Origin of the sequence: Arthrobacter sp. HMWF013, from assembly GCF_003061105.1 — a bacterium.
Taxonomy (GTDB): domain Bacteria; phylum Actinomycetota; class Actinomycetes; order Actinomycetales; family Micrococcaceae; genus Arthrobacter.
The window spans coordinates 1-3341 of the sequence record NZ_QAIQ01000515.1 but is presented as its reverse complement, the minus strand read 5'-3'; the positions used below and the strand labels follow the sequence as shown (position 1 = coordinate 3341).

The 3341-nt window shown below is 66.5% G+C and carries 3 protein-coding genes and 1 pseudogene; 2 read left to right on the top strand and 2 right to left on the bottom strand.

Annotated features, from left to right (window positions below; all coding sequences use genetic code 11):
• Window positions 1-658, top strand: a 658-nt coding sequence (locus DBR22_RS17990) for a DUF1684 domain-containing protein (protein ID WP_108600142.1), incomplete at its 5' end; no start/stop codon positions are given.
• A 21-nt stretch (window positions 659-679) separates the two neighbouring features.
• On the opposite strand, the gene DBR22_RS17985 is transcribed toward DBR22_RS17990, so the two are convergent.
• Together DBR22_RS17985 and DBR22_RS17980 are read right to left on the bottom strand one after the other, a co-directional pair.
• Entirely contained in the window at window positions 680-1846 is a 1167-nt protein-coding gene (locus tag DBR22_RS17985) for an acyl-CoA dehydrogenase family protein (protein WP_108600143.1), read from the bottom strand.
• Between the two features lie 77 nt (window positions 1847-1923).
• Window positions 1924-2730, bottom strand: a complete 807-nt coding sequence (locus DBR22_RS17980) for an SDR family NAD(P)-dependent oxidoreductase (RefSeq protein WP_108600141.1) — start codon at window positions 2728-2730, stop codon at window positions 1924-1926.
• A gap of 100 nt (window positions 2731-2830) precedes the next feature.
• Between DBR22_RS17980 and DBR22_RS17975 the strand changes: the two are divergent.
• A pseudogene (locus DBR22_RS17975) lies at window positions 2831-3341 on the top strand (glycoside hydrolase family 76 protein); the annotation flags it as partial.

The window sequence follows — 3341 nt, the reverse complement described above, 5'->3', positions numbered from 1 at the left end:
GGCGGAGGACGGCCTGACGCTTGTGGAAACCGGCGAAGCGGTTGATGGCACCATCACGGCCACCCTCGCCGACGAGGAGTCCCTGATGTGGGTGCAGTTCGGCGGTGCGGACGGCAAGCAGGTGGTGGTGGAACTTGCCATGCGCGCGGACCGGTACGCCATCCGCACCCGGGACTCCGGCTCGCCGGTGTTCACCGAGTTCGACGGTGTGCCCACCTTCGAGTACAACCCGGACCTGGTGATCGAGGCTCGCTACCAGCCGTATCCCGAGCCGGTGGCCATCCCCATCGGCACCGCCAATCCGCTGGTGGACGGCGTGCACTACTCGGTGGGTGAGGTGGTTTTCCGGCTGCCGGGCAAGGACCACGAATTCCGCCTGCAGGCCGAGGAGGAAAAACTCGGCGCCCTGACCATGACGTTCCACGACGAGACCAACGGGGCAGCCCCGCCGGAGGCAGCAACAGCCGAGTGGCGGAAAGTCTCCACCGCCCGGCCCCGCGTTGATGCGCTGGGAAACCGGACCGTCATCCTGGATTTCAACCGCGCCATCAATTATCCCAGCGCCTTCACCCCGTACGGCACCTGCCCCATGCCGGTGAAGAACAACAGCCTGGACTACCGGATCGAAGCCGGCGAGAAAGAGCCCGCACTTTTCTAAGGCCCTTTTCCAGACGTCGTCCTAGACGATGGCTGAGACCCCTGTGACCGCCCGGCCCACAATGAGGGTGTTGATTTCGAACGACCCCTCATAGGTGTAGATGGCCTCGGCATCGGAGAAGATCTTGGCCATCCGGTAATCGGTCACAATGCCGTTGCCGCCCAGGATTGACCTGCCCAGCGCCACGGTCTCCCGCATCCGGGCACTCGTGTAGGACTTCGCCAGCGCAACCTGCGCCATGTCCGCCGCCCCGGCGTCCTGCAGCTGGGCGATCCGCACCATCATCCCCATGCCCGCGACCGCGTTGCCCAGCATGGTGACCAGCTGCTGCTGGATGAGCTGGAACTTCGCCAGCGGCCGCCCGAACTGGTGGCGTTCGACGGCGTACTGCCGGGCGACGTCGAACGCCGCCAGCTGTTGCCCCACGGCCTGCCAGGCCACCATGATCCGGGACCCGCGCAGGAGCTGGTTGGTGTCCTCGAAGCTGCTGATCCCGGCAAACCGGTCTGCTTCCGGTACGCGGACGTCCTCGAAGACGATGTCCGCGTTCTGTACTGTCCGCAAAGCGATCTTGTTTTCGATCCGGCTCCGCGTCACGCCCGGCAGGGAAGCGTCAACGATGAACCCACGGACAGCGCCTCGGCCGGCGGCGCCGCCTACGGTCTCCTCCCGGGCCCACACCAGCAGGTGGTCGCAGAACGTCCCGTTCCCTATCCAGCGCTTGGCACCGTTCAGCACCCACGTGTCACCGTCGTCGTCGGACTCCCCTGTCGCTGAGGAAATCCGGCGTGCCCGGGTCTCCATCCCGCCGGCCACATCGGAGCCGTGGCCCGGTTCGGTGAGCGCAAACGCGCCGGTGATGCGCAGGCTTGCGGCGTCCGCCAGCAGCCGCTCCTTCTGGTCCGCGGAGCCGAAGCCGTAGAGCGACTCAACAAACAGATCGTGGTGGACCAGGAAGAACGTTGCGATCGAGGTGTCCACCCGGGTCATCTCGGCGATGACAAGTCCGGCGAACAGGTTGCTGTAGCCGCGCTGCGCCGGCGTACTCAGCTCAAGGGCCGCGAGCTTTGGGAGGATGTGCGCCGGAAACTCTGCCTTGTTCCACCAGTCGGCGGCGTACGGTGCGATCTCGGTGGCAAGGAAGCCGCGCAGCTCGGCCAGTTTGGCCTGTTCCTTCGGGCTGAGCATCGATTCGAACGCGAAAAAGTCGGCCGTGGGCAGGTCCTCGAGCCGCGGCGGCGTCGCTGCAGCAGCCGGAGCCACGTTCACTTCGGGCCCATGCGGATGGCGCCGTCGAGCCTGATGGTTTCCCCGTTGAGCATGGCGTTCTCCACAATGTGGGCCACCAGGTTGGCGTACTCGGCGGGCCTGCCAAGGCGGGACGGGTGCGGAACCTGCTGACCCAAAGATTCCTGGGCCTCCTGCGGAAGGGTGGCCATCATGGGTGTCTCGAAAATGCCCGGGGCGATGGTGACCACGCGGACCAGCGAGCGTGCCAGCTCACGGGCCAGCGGCAGCGTCATGGCGGCAACGGCACCCTTGGACGCGGCGTAGGCGGGCTGGCCGATCTGGCCGTCGAACGCCGCCACCGACGCCGTATTGATAATGACCCCGCGCTCCGGACCACCCAGTTCGGTGCTGACCGGTTCCGTGGAGACCATGGCCGCAGCCGCCAGGCGCAACACGTTGAACGTGCCGATGAGGTTTACCTGGATGACGCGGTTGAAGGTGTCCAGCGGCAGCACGCCCTCGCGCCCCAGCACCTTGCCGGGGGTGGCAATACCGGCGCAGTTCACCACAATCCGCAAGGGCCCCAGCGCCACCGCGGCATCGACCGCGGCCTGCACCTGCGCCTCATCGGTGACGTCAGCCGGAATATAGACGGCCCGGCCGGTTGTGCCGCCGCCAGAGGAGCCGGTCCCGTTCAGCTCCGCCGCGAAATCCGCACCGGCCGACGACGGCAGGTCGATCAGCACAACCGACGCGCCGGCGTCGAACAGTCGCCTGGCCGTGGCGGCACCCAGACCGGATGCCCCGCCCGTAATCAGAGCGACAGTACCCAAGACGTCCATACATCCTCCTTGATGCGGCCACCGGAGCTGCCCAGCGCGACCATTAGTTAGTGAATGTTAACTGAAATACCGGCGGCCTGCACCCGCTAGGCTGGAAACCATGACCTCGCCGGACCCCAGCACCGCCCCGTCCAGCCTGCAGCCGATCGACTGGCAGGAAAGGGCAAATGTGGCTGCCCGCTCCGTCACGGCGCTGTTTGGCCGGCGCCTGCTTCTGCTGCCAGGTACCCATTTGGGAGCCGTGCAATGGCCGTCGAAACAGCTGCAGAACCTCCTGCAGCCCTGGCATTACTGGTGGCAGGCGCACTACGTGGACTGCCTGGTGGACGCCGGGCGCCGTGAACTGGGCAACGGGGCAACCCCGGCGGCGCGCTTCAACGGTCCGGACCGTCTGAGCGCCGGCAGGCTCGCTTTCCGGCTGGTCACCGGCATCCGGCTGCGCAACGCCTTCACCTTCGTGAACAGCTACTACGACGACATGGCGTGGCTGGCGCTCGCCACGCACCGGCTGGAGAAACTGGCGGAGGAAACCCGCAAGCCCGGGCGCCGCCGCAACGCCAGGGTCCGCGAAAAACTGACGCTGCAATTCGATTCAGCCTCCACCGATGACC

What these genes read in the sequence shown, in the direction of transcription:
- DBR22_RS17985 (WP_108600143.1), bottom strand. Translation starts at nt 1,846, where the DNA reads ATGCTCAGCCCGAAGGAACAGGCCAAACTGGCCGAGCTGCGCGGCTTC.
- DBR22_RS17980 (WP_108600141.1), bottom strand. Translation starts at nt 2,730, where the DNA reads ATGGACGTCTTGGGTACTGTCGCTCTGATTACGGGCGGGGCATCCGGT.